The sequence below is a fragment of the Sphingopyxis sp. LARHCG72 genome, from assembly GCF_052871675.1.
In genome coordinates this window covers 550,478-564,568 of sequence record NZ_JBIXJU010000001.1, presented here as the reverse complement: position 1 = coordinate 564,568, position 14,091 = coordinate 550,478, and the positions used below count along the sequence as shown (strand labels likewise).

General features: G+C 66.0%; 10 protein-coding genes and 1 tRNA gene. 4 read left to right on the top strand and 7 right to left on the bottom strand.

Annotated features, from left to right (window positions below):
* Nucleotides 1–13: 13 nt before the first annotated feature.
* The 5 genes from ACIPPQ_RS02815 to ACIPPQ_RS02795 all read right to left on the bottom strand — a co-directional run bounded on the left by ACIPPQ_RS02815 (nucleotide 14) and on the right by ACIPPQ_RS02795 (nucleotide 9,241).
* Nucleotides 14–1,060, bottom strand: coding sequence for a cupin-like domain-containing protein (locus ACIPPQ_RS02815; protein WP_446542681.1), 1,047 nt, complete (start codon nucleotides 1,058–1,060; stop codon nucleotides 14–16).
* The gene (locus tag ACIPPQ_RS02810) at nucleotides 1,053–2,540 is read right to left on the bottom strand and encodes a tryptophan 7-halogenase (RefSeq protein ID WP_446542680.1); all 1,488 of its coding nucleotides are present in this window, start codon (nucleotides 2,538–2,540) and stop codon (nucleotides 1,053–1,055) included. The genes ACIPPQ_RS02815 and ACIPPQ_RS02810 overlap by 8 nt, the downstream gene beginning before the upstream one ends.
* A complete protein-coding gene (locus ACIPPQ_RS02805; RefSeq protein ID WP_446542679.1) occupies nucleotides 2,537–4,084 on the bottom strand; it encodes a tryptophan halogenase family protein in 1,548 nt (515 codons plus the stop codon). The genes ACIPPQ_RS02810 and ACIPPQ_RS02805 overlap by 4 nt, the downstream gene beginning before the upstream one ends.
* 73 nt (nucleotides 4,085–4,157) lie before the next feature.
* A complete protein-coding gene (locus ACIPPQ_RS02800; RefSeq protein WP_446542678.1) occupies nucleotides 4,158–7,562 on the bottom strand; it encodes a TonB-dependent receptor in 3,405 nt (1,134 codons plus the stop codon).
* A 257-nt stretch (nucleotides 7,563–7,819) separates the two neighbouring features.
* The gene (locus ACIPPQ_RS02795) at nucleotides 7,820–9,241 is read right to left on the bottom strand and encodes an MFS transporter (protein WP_446542677.1); all 1,422 of its coding nucleotides are present in this window, start codon (nucleotides 9,239–9,241) and stop codon (nucleotides 7,820–7,822) included.
* 145 nt (nucleotides 9,242–9,386) lie between these two features.
* On the opposite strand from ACIPPQ_RS02795, the gene ACIPPQ_RS02790 reads away from it, so the two are divergent.
* Nucleotides 9,387–10,391 (top strand): LacI family DNA-binding transcriptional regulator, encoded by a 1,005-nt coding sequence (locus ACIPPQ_RS02790; protein WP_446542676.1) that lies wholly within the window; start codon nucleotides 9,387–9,389, stop codon nucleotides 10,389–10,391.
* A gap of 72 nt (nucleotides 10,392–10,463) precedes the next feature.
* Here the strand turns inward: ACIPPQ_RS02790 and ACIPPQ_RS02785 are convergent, their stop codons facing one another.
* Nucleotides 10,464–10,925 (bottom strand): Lrp/AsnC family transcriptional regulator, encoded by a 462-nt coding sequence (locus ACIPPQ_RS02785; protein WP_446542675.1) that lies wholly within the window; start codon nucleotides 10,923–10,925, stop codon nucleotides 10,464–10,466.
* 143 nt (nucleotides 10,926–11,068) lie between these two features.
* On the opposite strand from ACIPPQ_RS02785, the gene alr reads away from it, so the two are divergent.
* The 3 genes from alr to ACIPPQ_RS02770 are packed head-to-tail and all read left to right on the top strand — an operon-like array spanning nucleotide 11,069 to nucleotide 13,834.
* Nucleotides 11,069–12,199 carry an alanine racemase gene (gene alr, locus ACIPPQ_RS02780; RefSeq protein ID WP_446542674.1) on the top strand — a complete coding sequence of 377 codons (1,131 nt, stop codon included), beginning with the start codon at nucleotides 11,069–11,071 and terminating at the stop codon, nucleotides 12,197–12,199.
* The gene (locus ACIPPQ_RS02775; protein WP_446542673.1) at nucleotides 12,196–13,455 is read left to right on the top strand and encodes a D-amino acid dehydrogenase; all 1,260 of its coding nucleotides are present in this window, start codon (nucleotides 12,196–12,198) and stop codon (nucleotides 13,453–13,455) included. Before alr ends, ACIPPQ_RS02775 begins: the two co-directional genes overlap by 4 nt.
* Before the next feature lie 34 nt (nucleotides 13,456–13,489).
* Nucleotides 13,490–13,834 carry a RidA family protein gene (locus ACIPPQ_RS02770; RefSeq protein ID WP_327453680.1) on the top strand — a complete coding sequence of 115 codons (345 nt, stop codon included), beginning with the start codon at nucleotides 13,490–13,492 and terminating at the stop codon, nucleotides 13,832–13,834.
* Nucleotides 13,835–13,976: 142 nt separating this feature from the next.
* Here the strand turns inward: ACIPPQ_RS02770 and ACIPPQ_RS02765 are convergent.
* Nucleotides 13,977–14,051: transfer RNA gene (locus ACIPPQ_RS02765), tRNA-Gln, on the bottom strand.
* Between the last annotated feature and the right edge of the window lie 40 nt (nucleotides 14,052–14,091).

The window sequence follows — 14,091 nt, the reverse complement described above, 5'->3', positions numbered from 1 at the left end:
TCGGGGGGAGGAGTCATTTGCGGAATGCCGCGGCGATCTTCTGGCGCAATGCCGCGCGGTCGGCGGGCCGCATCGTGCCGAGCGCGCCGCGCAGCGCCTCGGGGATGTGGCCAGCCGAAATCTCGGGTTCGCCGAAAACATGCGCAGCGAACATCGCCTGCCAATAAGCGCGTTCGCCGGGCGGCAGATGTTTCAGCGCGAGCAAGGCGGCGAGGAAGGCATTATTGGGTTCCTCACCCTCCCCCGCCGGCGGCCCCCACCAGTAATTGACCATCGCATTATACGGATCGAGCGACGTCACATGGTGCCACCAGTAACGGGGGATGAAGAGGGCATCGCCGGGTTCGAGGAACGCGATCCGCGCCGCCGCCATCGCCTCGCCGAACCGCGGGAAGCGATCATGGTCGGGCGTTTCGGGATCGACGAGCGATAAGGGGGGCGGATTGTCGAGCGGCCCGACGTAGAGGTTCGCGACCTGATCGGGCGGAAAGAGCAGGAAGCGCCGATGACCGGCGATAACGCACGCGAGATTATGATCGCGGTCGTTATGCGTCTGCGTCTTCACCGCTCCGCCGAGCCAGAGCTTCGGCCCGGCATCGGCGGGAAGCAGCGGCATCGGATTCTGGCGCACGAAGCCGGGCATCGCGTCGGCGAGCGGAAGCATCTGGATCGCCGCGGTCGGCGCGCCATCCTGCCCGGTCAATGCCTCGATCCGGGCAAGCGCCTCGCGCAGCGGCACATTGCGTTTGGTGAAGGTGAATTCGCGCATATCGGCACGATAGGCGAAGCGCGCCTCGGCCCGCGCCGGCGCCTCCATCAGCGGAACAGGCATGCCGCGATCCATGCCCGCAAGATAAGCGTTGAGGCGGCCGGGCGAATGACGCCCGGCCGCCAGCGCGACCCAGTCGCCGATCAACCCCTTGATGACGACAGGCATTCCGGCCGCGACGATCGCGGCGAAATCGGCCGGCGCGGGCGCACCGCGGGCAGCGATGCGCGGCAGTGCGTCGAGCGGCGACGCCCCCGCCGCGCCGCTGCCGAGGCGTGCGGGCTCAGCCATGCGCGGGCCGCTGTACGATCCGCGCGAGCAAGGCGTCATGGGTCGGCTGCCGCAGCACCGCCTCGCGCACGAAGCCGAGCATCTTGCGGAAATGCGCCTTGACCTCTTCGGGTGGCAGCCGGTCGATTTCGGGGCGCCAGCCCTCGGGCATCAAGCCATGACCGAGGAACAGCGCGCGCCAGCTGTCGGGCGGCAGGCTTTCGTCCTCGAACGGCGCGAGTTCGCCGCGTGCGCCGAAGAAGTCGATCCGGTGCGCCAGCTCGTCCGACATCGGGACCGCGCGCGCGGCGTCCCAGAAAGACCCGGCATAATGTTGCAGCGCATAATGGGCGGCCTGAAAATCGGCGACGCGGGCCAGATGCGAACGCATCGTGCGGTCATATTCGGCGCGGCGCGCGGCGTGGCTGTCGCCGTCGGCCGGGAAATTGGCGAGAAGATGGACAATGCCGAGCTGCAAGGCGTGGAGCGCGACACCGTGCACGGGGTCGAGAACGACGCCCGCCTCGCCGATCCCGACGACATTGCCTGCCCAGAGTTCGGCGGCGATGCCGGGCTGGACGGGGCGAATGGTTACAGCCTCGAGCGGCAGCCCGCTGGCGGCGGCGGCGGCATCGACCGCCTCATCGTCCGACATCGCCATGCTCGACCAGATGTGAACGACATGCGTGTGCGCCATGGCGGGGATCAGCCCGGTCCACCCGGCCGTTCCGGCGCGCATCTCGGCATAGACGGGCAAGGCCGCAAAGCGCGGCGCCAGCGCCGACAGCATCCGGTCGCCCGGTGTCTGCCATGCTTCGAACGACATGCCGGGCGTGCTGCGCAACAACAGCCCGCCGGCCGTCGCATCGACGAAAAGGTCGCCTTCGACGCGGCGCCCGCCATCGAGCAACAGCGCCCGGACATCCCTGCCGTCGCGTTCGGCCCCGACGCTTGCTGCTTCGGTGACCTCGACCCCCAGGTGCCGCGCGATCGCCATCAGGCTTTTCGCATAGGCGGCGGCGGGCAAGTGATAGCCATAATCGGCGCGGGCATATTTCTCGCTGTCGGCATCGGGCAGGAACAGCCGGCCGTTGTGCGCGGCGGTCGCCGTCAGCGAGAAATCGTCGATCCCGACACCCAGCCCGTGGTGCCGCGCCTTGACCCAGTGCGGAAAGAAATCGCTGCCGCCGATGCCGGTGCCATGCGCGCCATAGCTGTGCAGGAAGGGTACCTGCCCCGCACCGGTCGCGTCGACGAAATTCTGTCCGAGCGTGAAGGCGCCGCGCACCCCGCGCAGCAGCGCCGCCTCGTCGATGCCGATCTGGTTATGCAATGCCTCGATCGCCGGAAGCGTCGCATGGATATCCGCCGCGCCGGCTTCGGACGGCAGCGCGACCGCGGCGACCGCGATCCCCGCGGGCGCCAGTGCGCGGCGCAGCGCCGCGGCGGCAAGCCACAGCGGCGCGTCGCTGCCGACGACAACGAGGCGACGCACGCTCACGCCGCGCTCGCCGCGCCCGGCCGCGCGGTCGCTTTCGACGCGCAATAGCCGGTGAGGAATTCGCCATGCGGCGTCATCTCCGCCGCGTTGAGCGCGATTCGCGCGGCCAGATCGTCGAGACGCGCCTGGCGCTCTGTCGCCGGCATGCGATGGGTTAGCGGATTCGCAGCCGACGGCAGAACGCCCTGCCCCTCGAGAACCGAGAGCCAGCTATCGCGGGAAAAGAGGCCAAGACTATATTCGGGCGCCGCCGCGCTCTCGCGGAACAAGGCCAGCCGGTGCGCCAGGCTCTCGGGCAGCACCATCGTACGCACATGGTCCCACAAGGGTTCGCTCACGCGTTCGTTCGCGGTGTAGTGAAGCACCAGGAAGTCGCGGGTCCGGTCGTAATGGATTCCGAACAGCCGGTTGAACTCGCGCACCGCGCGTGCATCAATGCCCTCGCCGCGGCGCGGCATCAGCGCCACCAGATCGATCGCCGCCGCCTGGATTAGGAAGATGCTCGTCGATTCGAGCGGTTCGAGGAAGCCGCTGGCGAGCCCGATCGCGACGCAATTGCCCGCCCAGCCCTGCGCGCGCCGCCCCGCCGCAAAGCGCAGCAGGCGCGGCTCGTCGAGCGCTTCGCCATCGAGATTGGCGAGCAGCGTACGGCGTGCCTCCTCTTCGCCGCAGAAGCGGCTCGAAAACACATAGCCGTTGCCGATGCGGTGCTGGAGCGGGATGCGCCACTGCCAGCCGCCGCGCCGCGCGGTCGAACGCGTATAGGGGGTGATCGGTTCGACGCCGAGGCACGGCACGGCAAGCGCCCGGTCGCACGGCAACCACTCGCTCCAGTCGATCCACGGCACCTGCATCGTCTGCCCGACAAGCAGCGAACGAAAGCCCGAGCAATCGACGAACAGGTCACCCGCCACCTGCGCGCCCGCTTCGAGCGTCAGCGCGGAGACGGCGCCGCTTTCGCCGTCGCGCACGACGCTCGTGACCTTGCCCTCCAACCGCCGCACGCCGCGGGCGGTCGCCCAGCCGCGCAGATAGCGGGCATAGAGTCCGGCGTCGAAATGATAGGCATAGCTGTATGTCGATCGGATCGACCCGGGATCGGTGTTCGGATGCTCGAACCCATTGGCATGGCAGGCGGCGACCGCGAAGCTGTACGCCTGCAGCGACCGGTCGTCGCTCGCGTCGAGCCGCGCCTGCGCCCAGTGATGCTGGAAATCGACGCCGCCCCAGCGGTCGCCGAAGGTGCCGAAGGGATGGATATATCGCGCGCCCTCGCGCAGCCAGTCGACGAACTCGATCCCCAATTTGATCGTGCCCGCGGTTTCGCGCATGAACTCGGCCTCGTCGATGCCGAGCATGTCGTTGAAGGTCTTGATATGCGGCAGCGTCGCTTCGCCGACGCCGACGGTGCCGATCTCGTCGCTCTCGATCAGCGTGATGTCATAGTCGGCGGCGGGAAGCAGGCCGGCCAGCGCCGCGGCGCTCATCCAGCCGGCGGTCCCGCCGCCGAGAATGACGATCCGATAAGGTTCCGCCCCGGTCATGCCGATCCTTCATTCCCTGTTGGTCGGGATGGCGCGGCCGCGTGTGGACGTGGCGGCCGCGCCATCCCGGGGATCAGAATTTGACGCGCGCGCCGAACTGGAAGCGACGGTCGACCCGGCTCCAGGCGGAGTCGAAATATTTCGCCGTGGCCCCCGGCGTCTGCGGGGAATCGCCGAATATCTGCTGCTGATACACCGTGGTGGTATTCAGCAGGTTCGTCCCGTCGACCGAAAGTTCGAGCCATTTCGTCGGCGAATAGCGCAGCGAAGCGTCGAGGAAACCCGCCCCCTTCTGGAACACCGGCAAACCGATGCAGCAGTCGAGGTTCTGCGTCAGGTATCGCGACCGCCAGTTATAGGCGACGCGCAGCCCGATCGGTCCCTTCTCGTATAGTCCGACGAGATTGAAGGTGTGCTTCGAGATGCCCGCGAGCCGGTGCGAGTCGATGACGAAGCCCGATCCGCCGAGCGATTGCTGGCCGGCACCGAACGCACCGACATCGCCGCTCGACGACGCGGTGAACAGGTTCGAATTGTTGATATCCGATTGGTGCACATAGGTGTAGTTCGCCTGCATACCGAGGCCGCTGAGGAACCCGGGCAGGAAGTCGAAGAAGGTCTGGTAGGCGAACTCGGTTCCCCAGATTTCGCCGCCCTTGCGGACATTGCTCGGCCCGCTGATCTGCACCGTCTGCGTCGACGACCCGTTGGCGACGTCGCGGCTGAACTGCCCGAAAGAGATCGCGTTGGTCAGCTTCTTGTAGAACAAGCCTACGGTCAGCGAGCTGTTCGATCCCATATAGCGCTCGAACGTCAGGTCGAACTGGTCGGCCCTCAGCGGTTTCAGCGCCGCATTGCCCGAATTGGCCAGGAACACGAAATTATAGCCCCTGACATTCTCCGGCGTGTGCGCCGCAGTCGGCGAACTATAGACGACATAGGGCGAATCCGCGGTGGTGTTGATCACCGGCGCATTGATTGCGAGCGTATTGCGCAGATAGCCGAACTGCGGCCGCGATATCGCCCGCGAATAGGCGAAGCGGACGAAGGTCTTGTCGTCGAATCCGAAGCGCAGGTTGAGGCTCGGAAGCCAGTCGGTGCGCGACGTCTTATACTTGTCTTCGGATGCGGCGCCGTTGGCGAAGGCGAGGATCTCCGGCGTCAGATAGCAGCGCGGATTGACGACATTGTTGCCGGTCAAAGGCGTGTTGCAGGGCACCAGATTGTCGAAGATATTCGTGGCGGGAAAGGCGACGCTGCCCGTACTCTCGATCTTCGTGCGCACCACGCGCAGGCCGACATTGCCCTGCAGCGCCACGCTGCCGAGCATCAGCTTGTCGCCGCCGCCGAATTTGACCATCGCATAGGCCGCTTCGGTCTGTTCGCGAACCTTGAGCTTTTCGCCGGCCGTGAAGCATTCGTCGACGGTCGCTTCGGGACGGTCGCAAATCGCAGTATAGCCCGTGCCGAGCGGCGATGCGGTGTTCGCGCCGCCCAGCGACTGGATCAGCCGCGGGAAATCGCGAAGCGTGTCGCGGTTGAGGAAGACGAGCGGCCCGTTGGCATAGGCGCTGCCATTATAGAAGTCGCCGAGGCTCTGCGATTCCCAGATACCCGCGCCATAGCCCTTGAAGGGCGCATGACCGGCATTCCCGCCGCAGTTCCCGCTGTTCGTCGGATACGCGCCGCCCGTCGTATTGTCGGCATTGAAGCCCGGCCCGTTGCAATTCCAGTTGGCGGCGATCGGCGTCCAGTTGAACGTCGAATAGCGCACCGTCTGCTCGCGATCGGCGTAACGCACGCCGACTTTCAGCGAGTCGAGCCAGTTGCTCTCGGGGAAATCATATTCCACGTCGCCGCGCAGCGCGAGTTCGTTGGCATCATTGTCCTCGACATGCCCCTGGATGAACGGGATCCAATAATTGTGCGCATTGGCCAGGCCGCCCGCCGCATAATTGACGTTCGAGCCCGGCAGCAGGGTGATGTGCGGGGTGCCGTCGCCATTCACGCTATAGTCGTAATTGGCCATCGACCCCGCCGCGACGAGGATGTCGTTATTATACGTCGACGCGTCGATATATTGCGCGTCCAGGTCGAAATGCAGCCGGTCGCTGGCATCCCAGCTGATGTTGGCCGAAAAATCGCGTGTGCCTTCGCGATGGTCGAAATTGCGCGCTTCGTTCTGGAAATAGAGCCCGTCGCGCTGCGTCGTGCAGTTTCCGCCGGGGCCCGGACCGCAATAGTTGACGAACGGCTGGCCCGGCACTGCCGAGCCCGCGTTGATCGCCGCCTGCAGGCTCTCGGTCGTTCCGCTGAAGCTGCCGTGCGGCTGCGTCAGAATTCCCCCGGTCAACATGCCGTCGGGACCGAAGGTCAGGCCGCTGCTTCCGACGAGCACCGATCCGGTACGCGGATTGTAGGCGCGGGTGCCGAAATAATTGCCGTCAAGGATCGCGTGGCTGGCGCGTTCGAGCCAGGCGTTGGTATAGTGCGAGTCGATATATTGCAGCGTCGCGCGCAGGCTGCCCGAGTTGTTTTCATATTGCAGGGCGCCGGCGATGCCGCGCCGCTTGCGGTCATAATCGACCTGCGAATAACGGATGCCGTCGGGCGCATAGGCCCAGCCCGTTCCCCCGAACGGATTGGCGGTACAACCCAGGCTGCCATCGGCACCGGGGGTGGCCCGAACGACATTGTCCGGCCCCGTGGTGCCGAAACCCGCCGAGCAATAGGTGTCGATCTTGTCCATGATCACGCTCTCGGTCCGCGTGACGACATGGCTTTGCGCATAGCTCGCGAGAATGCCGAAGCGACCGATGGCGGTATCCCAGGTGTTGCTGATCAGGCCCGAGAATTCGGGCGTCCAGCGACCCGAACGATCGCCATAATTCATCCGGAAAGTGCCCGTGACGACGAGCCCGCTCTGGTCGAACGGCACGCGCGTGCGAAGGTCGACGGTGCCCGCGATCCCGCCTTCGATCATGTCCGCCGTCTGGTTCTTATAAGCATCGATCCCGGCGAGCAGTTCGGGTGCGATGTCGTTGAACTGGAGCCCGCGCGCCGAGTCCGCCGAGAAGCTGTCGCGGCCGTTGATCTCGGTCCGCACAAAGGTGAGGCCGCGAATGAGGACGTCGGTCGGCTCGCCCGACGGGTGCGTCGAGTCATCCGCCGATTGCAGGCGGTTGACGGTGATGCCCGGAAGGCGCTGCAGCGCCTCGGCGGCCGATTTGTCGGGAAAGGCGCCGATGTCGGTAGCGGTGATCGAGTCGACGACCGTCAGCGCGTCCCTTTTGCGGCCGGCGGCATCTTCGAGTGCCGCGCGCACGCCGGTCACCACAATCTCGTCGTTGCCCGAACCCCCTTCGGGCGCAGCATCCTGCGCGAACGCGGGCGCCGCGGCGATCACCATCACCGACAGCGAGGCACGACCCAATAGGCGGCGACCACAATCCTTCGCGAAACCGTTGAGCCTCATCATCCTCCCCTTCCCATTCGCGCTCCCTTGTTCCGGAGCTTTTCATTGCGGACACGTCAGGGCGGCGCCTGCGATCCTTTTGCATGTTTTTGCGTATTGTTGCAGAAATGGCAAGCGCATTTGTCCGCGGCAAAAATGCGCCAAATACCTTAATATTATCAATGTTTAAGCGCCAATTTCACAGAAAGATGAAGGGGTGGGCCGGCAAAATTGCATACGTTTGCGTCGTGGTCATTTTATGCAAATATTTGCATAATCCATCAGCAAGGGTGGGCGTCGCGGGGGACGAGCAGCGCGGCGAGTGCCGCGATTCCCACAAAGATGGCGGCGATTCCGAGTGCCATGGCCGGATCGCCGCCGAACGCCCCGGCGACGAGCGGGCCGAGACACACCGCTGCGACAAGCTGCGGTATGACGAGAAACACGTTGTGGATGCCGAGATACACGCCGACCTTCTCGGGCGGCACCGCGTTGACGATAATCGCATAGGGAAGCGACAGGATGGCCGCCCAGCCGAGGCCGATGCCAAGCGACGATAGCCAGAGCCATTGCGCGTCGGCAATCAGGACGAACCCCGCCATTCCCGCGGTCGCGGCCAGCAGGCACAGCGCATAGGTCGCGCGCTCGCCGATCCGCGTGACGACCGAAGGGAGGAGCAGCGCCGCAACCGCCGCGACGCCGTTGTAACCCGCGAACAATATGCCCACCCAGTCGGCGGCGGCATTGAAGGCGGCCGACGCGGGATCGCCGCTCCCGAAATGACGACGCGCAACCGCGGGCACGGCATAGATCCACATCGCGAAAAGGCCGAACCAGGTAAAGAATTGCACGATCGCGAGACGCCTGAGCGCGGCGGGCATCGACAGGAAATCCTCGACGATCTGGAGCAAGCCCAGCGGCGCATTGCCCCGCGCCTGCCGCCGCGTCGCTGCGAAATGCGCGAGCCCGACGATCAGCGCGGCGGCGGCGAGGACGAATATCTCCCATTGCCACCCGAACGCCGCCGCCGCCATGAGCAGCAGCGCGCCGGAAAGCGCGAGCGGCCAGCCGAAACGGCGCACGGGCCGCGCCTCCCCGGTTTCCGGCGGCCCGGGGTCGGTTCGCGGCACTTCGCGCGTCGAAACGACCGTCCACAAGACCGAAACCGACAGGCAGGCGCTGCCGATGTAGAAAGCATAGCGCACGGCGGTCGGCAGGCCGCCCGCCGCCGCGCTTCCCGATACGCCGAACCAATTGACCAATATCCACGGAAGCGACGAGGCAAAGACCGCCCCGGTGCCGATGAAGAAGACCTGGATCGCATAGCCGCGTGCACGCTGCGCTTCGGGAAGATTGTCGGCGACCAGCGCCCGCGACGGATCCATCGCGATGTTGATCGAGGCCGTCAGCAGCCACAAGGCGCCGATCGCGGCCCACAGGGTCGGCGCATTGGGCATGACGAGCAAGGCGAGCGCCGTGATGAGTCCCCCGCCGAGCAGGAAGGGGCGCCGCCGCCCGAATCGCGACCGCGAATGGTCCGACAAATGGCCGACGATCGGCTGGACGATCAGCCCGGTGATCGGCCCCGCGATCCACAGCAAGGGCAGTTCGGCAACGTCGGCGCCGAGCGCCTGGAAGATGCGGCTCGTGTTCGCGTTCTGCAGCCCCCAGACGATCTGGATGCCAAATAATGCAAAACACATGCTCCATATCTGCAAAGGCGGCACAGCGCGCGACTGCCGAACAGGATTTTCCTTGGCTTCCAGACCGTCTACGGCATGCAAATCTTGCATACCCCTCCCCTCCTTGTGCTAACGCTCTCGCGACGTCGAACACGGATTGGCCCTTATGAGCACCAACAAAATCAGATTGGAAGACCTGGCGCGGATGGCGGGTGTCTCGATTTCGACCGTGTCGCGCGCGCTCAACGACCATCCGCTGATCAGCCTCGCGACCAAGAAAAAGGTCTGGGCGCTCGCGCGCGAGCATAATTATCCCTTTCGTTCGTATATGCCGGCAGCGCCGATCGGCGCGGAGGGATCGATCGTCGTCGTCACCCCGCATATGCAGGGCCGCCCGCTGCCGCTGTCGCACCCCTTCTTCCTCGAACTTCTCGCCAGCATCGGCGAGGCGGCGCGCGCACGCGACTGCGACTTCACCGTCAGCCACACCGCGCCGCGCGATTTCGAAGACCTGACGACGGTGATGAACAGCGGCCGCGCGAGCGGCGTGATCTTCCTCGGCCAGTCGATGCTTCACGACGGCTTCAACCGCCTTGCCGAGACGAACAGCAATTTCGTCGTGTGGGGCGCCCATCTGCCGGGACAGAAATATCCGTCGGTGGGATCGGACAATGTCATGGGCGGCCGCCGCGCGACGATGCACCTCGCGCGCCTCGGCAGAAAGGCGATCGCTTTCGTGGGATCGAACGACCCCGAGGCGATGCAGCGGCGGCAGGGCTATCTGGAGGCGCTCGAGGCGAACGGGCTGGAACCCGACCCGTCGCTCGACATTCGCGTCGACTTCGGCTTCGAATCGGCCGAGCGGGCGCTGAACCAGCTCCTCTCGCGCCGGCGCAAGCTCGACGGCATCGTCGCCTCAAGCGACCTCATTGCGCTCGGCGCGATCCGCGCCCTGCGCAAGGCCAACCTGTCGGTGCCGAAGGATGTGTCGGTGACGGGCTATGACGATATGCTGCTCGCGCGGCTCAGCACGCCGGCGTTGACGACGATCCAGCAGGATACGCTGGAGGCGGGGCGACGGCTCGTTGCTCAGGTCATGGACCCGAACGCCGAACAATATCTCGATTACCTGCCAACGCACCTGATCGTGCGCGAATCCTGCGGCGCCTGACGACGATCGACGCGATGCTGCCGCGAACGGCGATTGCCGCCCGTCCGCTTTCCCGTTTCAGGATCGGGCCGGCTATGCCTCCCGCCTGCCGCGTCCCGGAATGTGGCTGAGCACGCTTCGCATCGCGAGGCTGGAATGGATGCGCGCGACACCCGGCAGGCGCGAGAGGATGTTCTTGTGGATCGCTTCATAAGCGGCGGCGCTGGCCGCTGAAGCACGGAGCAGATAGTCGGCATCGCCGGTCATCAGGAAACATTCCTCGATCTCGGGATATTGGCGCACCGCCTCCTCGAACCGGTTGAGATAGGCCTCGGTCTGCCGTTCGAGGCTGATGCGCACGATCGCGATGACGCCCCCTTCCTCGGGCGCGGCGACGATGGCGGTGTAGCCGCGGATCACCCCGCGCGCCTCAAGATTGCCGACGCGCCGCAGGCAGGCCGAAGGCGACAAGCCGACCTCCGCCGCCAACTGGCTGTTCGGCATGCGGGCATTGAGGCGCAGCAACCTCACGATATTCCTGTCGATCGAGTCCATGACGCAATATCATTCTGTTTGTGTCGTCGATTATTGCATCTATCACCGATATTTGCCGATTTGAACAACAGTTTGCACGAACATTCGAATGATGTTTGCCTAGAAGCGATACCGACTGGAGGCACCAGCGGGGATATGAGGATATGGGTATCGCGGGCATAAGCGGCGGGCGGCTACGCATCGACCTGGCGGCAATCGCCGCGAATTATCGGCTGATCGCCGGGCGCGTCGCGCCCGCCGCGGTCGGCGCCGTCGTCAAGGCCGACGCTTATGGTCTCGGCGCGGCCGAGGTGGCGCGGACGCTGTGCGAAGCGGGGTGCCAGCTGTTCTTCGTCGCCCATCTGGGCGAAGCACTCGCGCTACGCCCCATCTTGCCGGCCGCGTGCCGGCTGGTCGTGCTCAACGGCCTTCCCCCCGGCGCGGAGGCCCTGTGCGCCGGAGCGGCGATCACCCCCGTCATCAATTCACCCGAGCAGGCCTATCGATGGGCGGAGGCCGCGCGGCATTCCGGCGAACGGCTGCCCGCCGCGCTCCAGGTCGACAGCGGCATGGGACGGCTGGGAATGGCGGCAACCGAGCTCGCGGCACTCGCCGGCGACGCGCCATTCCGGTCGGCGGTCGATCCCGTCATGATCATGAGCCATCTCGCCTGCGCGGACACGCCCGAACACCCGGCCAACGCCGCGCAGCTTGCCTGCTTCAAAGCCGCGGCCGCGCTGTTTCCGGGCGTCCCCCACGCCCTCGCCAATTCGGGCGGCGCCTTCCTCCCCGCCGATTTTCACGCCGATATCGTGCGGGCGGGGATCGCGCTTTACGGCGGCGCCCCGAACCGGGGTGACCCCAACCCGATGCAGCCGGTGGTCGGGCTGGAGGCGCGCGTCATCCAGATCCGGACGATCGCGGCGGGCGGCGCGGTCGGCTATGGTCATAGCCATGTTTGCGAGCGCGAAAGCCGCATCGCCACGATCGGGGTCGGCTATGCCGACGGATTGCCGCGCTCGCTCGGCAATCGCGGTGCGGCATGGCACGCCGGGGACCGGTTGCCGATCGTCGGCCGCGTGTCGATGGACAGCATCACGATCGACGTCACCGCCCTCCCCTCCGGCCGCATCGGGGCCGGCGACTGGGTCGAGTTGATCGGCCCGCATCAATCGCTCGACCGGCTCGCAGCCGATGCGGACACCATATCCTACGAGATGCTGACCAGCCTCGGCGCGCGATATGATCGGACCTATGCGCCGGCCACCGCCCGGCAGCGGGAGGATGCGGCATGAAGGTTGCGGTCCTTGGCGGCGGCGTCATCGGCGTCGCGTCGGCTTGGTATCTGGCCGAGGCCGGACATGAGGTGGTCGTGATCGACCGGCAACCCGGCCCGGCGCTCGAGACGAGCTTTGCCAACGCCGGCGAAATCTCCCCGGGCTATGCCTCGCCATGGGCGGCGCCCGGCATCCCGCAAAAGGCGATCCGCTGGCTGATGATGCGCCATGCGCCGCTGATCCTCCAGCCCGCGGTCGATCGCGAGATGCTCGGCTGGCTGTTCGCGATGCTGCGCAACTGCACGAGCGCCCGCTACGCGGTCAACAAGGCGCGGATGGTGCGGCTTGCCGAATATAGCCGCGACCGGCTCATTGCGCTGCGCGCCGACACCGGCATCGCCTATGACGAACGGATGCAGGGAACGCTGCAGTTGTTCCGGACGCAAAAGCAGCTCGACGGCATCGCCAAGGATATTGCCGTGCTTCGCGCCGGCGGCGTTCCGTTCGAAATACTCGACCGCGAAGGTTGCATCGCGGTCGAACCCGGACTCGCCGCGGCGCGCGAAAAGATCGTCGGCGGCCTCCGCCTGCCCGGCGACGAGACCGGCGATTGCTTCAAATTCACCGGCGCGCTCGCCGCCATGGCCGCCGAACGCGGCGCCCGGTTCCGATATGGAGAAGCGATCCGGTCGCTGGTCATCGAGGGCGGCCGTGTCGCCGGGGTCGAAACCGATCGCGGCCGGATCACCGCCGACCGCTATGTCCTCGCGCTCGGCAGCCATTCGGCGGCGATGCTGCGACCGCTGGGCCTTCGCCTGCCCGTCTATCCGGTGAAGGGTTATTCGATCACCGTCCCGATCGTCGATCCGGCGCGCGCGCCCGAATCGACGTTGATGGACGAAAGCTACAAGATCGCGATCACACGGCTCGGCGACCGTATCCGCGTCGGGGGGATGGCGGAAATTTCGGGCTACAACAACGCGCTGCCCGAACGCCGCCGCGCCACGCTCGTCCATTCGCTCACCGACCTGTTCCCCGGCGCCGGCGATGTCGAAGCCGCCAGCTACTGGTCGGGCTTGCGCCCCATGACCCCCGACGGCACGCCCGTCATCGGCGCGACGCCTTACGACAACCTCTTCCTCAATACGGGGCACGGAACGCTCGGCTGGACGATGGCGTGCGGATCGGGCCGGTTGATCGCCGACCTGGTCAGCGAGCGCCCGACCGATATCGAGGCTGCGGATCTGTCGATCGCGCGCTATGGCGCCCGTTGATTCCACCCACTCCACCCAGACGAAAGGAAAAAACATGACTATCACCCGCATCCAGGCCGGCGCGCGCATGAGCCAGGCGGTCGTCCACGGCGATACCGTCTATCTCGCAGGGCAGGTCGGTGCCCCGGGCGAAAGCGTCACGAACCAGACGCAGGCGATTCTCGGCCAGATCGAAGCGCTGCTCGCCGAAACCGGCTCGGACAAGGCAAAGATCCTGTCGGCCACGATCTGGCTCGCGGACATGGCCGACTTCGCGGAAATGAACGCCGTCTGGGACAAATGGGTCGACGGAAAGGACGCGCCGGCCCGCGCGACCGGCGAAGCGAAGCTGGCGACGCCCGACTATAAGGTCGAAATCATCGTCATCGCGGCGCGCTGACCGGACTAGGGCGGAGACCCGCCGAAAGCCGGTCTCCGCCAATCATTCGACCGAATGTTGGCTTATACGATCACGGCAAGCCGTGGGCCGCGCCGATCGGCGGCTTGTATCGAGGCAGGAAAATAGCAGCTTAAGCACCGGCTGGCTGGGGCGGCAGGATTCGAACCTGCGCATGGCGGCATCAAAAGCCGCTGCCTTACCGCTTGGCGACGCCCCAACGGCCGGTTGCGAGCGCGTCTATAGCGCGCCCGACATGA